Below are 425 nucleotides of genomic sequence, written 5' to 3'. Positions count from 1 at the left end.
CTTGGACTTCCTGTTGATATCGAGGCGAGCCCGAACAGGACAATTTTTGCAATCGGCGAACCGCCGACGAAAGCTCATCGCGCCCTCCATCTTGGGCAGGGGGAAAATACCATTGTTCTGACGTCTGACGCAGAGCTGGTAGCTCGGCAGAATGAAGGGCGTCGATTCGTCTTGTCTCCACCTATCACTCGGTCTTGGTCTGTAAGAAAGACATATGACCAACTTCTGGTCAGCGAAGTCGTTGACAAGCCGCATCGGCTCTCATGGATTACCAGCAACATCGCCCTGCTTAAAGGACATCGATATCGGCTGGCGTTTTTGGAACGGCTGAGAGAGGAGATCGAGTTCGACCTGTTCGGCCGAGGTTTTCAGCTGATTGGAGATAAATGGGACGCACTTGCACCTTACCGCTACAGTATAGCTTT

At 52.2% G+C, this 425-nt stretch carries 1 protein-coding gene; it reads left to right on the top strand.

The window, feature by feature from the left end:
* A partial coding sequence (locus C9427_RS34600) for a hypothetical protein (protein ID WP_208636463.1) occupies window positions 1-425 on the top strand: 425 nt, incomplete at both ends.

Source organism: Mesorhizobium helmanticense (assembly GCF_003034915.1).
Classification (GTDB): Bacteria; Pseudomonadota; Alphaproteobacteria; order Rhizobiales; family Rhizobiaceae; genus Mesorhizobium; species Mesorhizobium helmanticense.
Note: the sequence above shows the minus strand (reverse complement) of the source record. Positions and strands in the feature narration are given on the sequence as shown.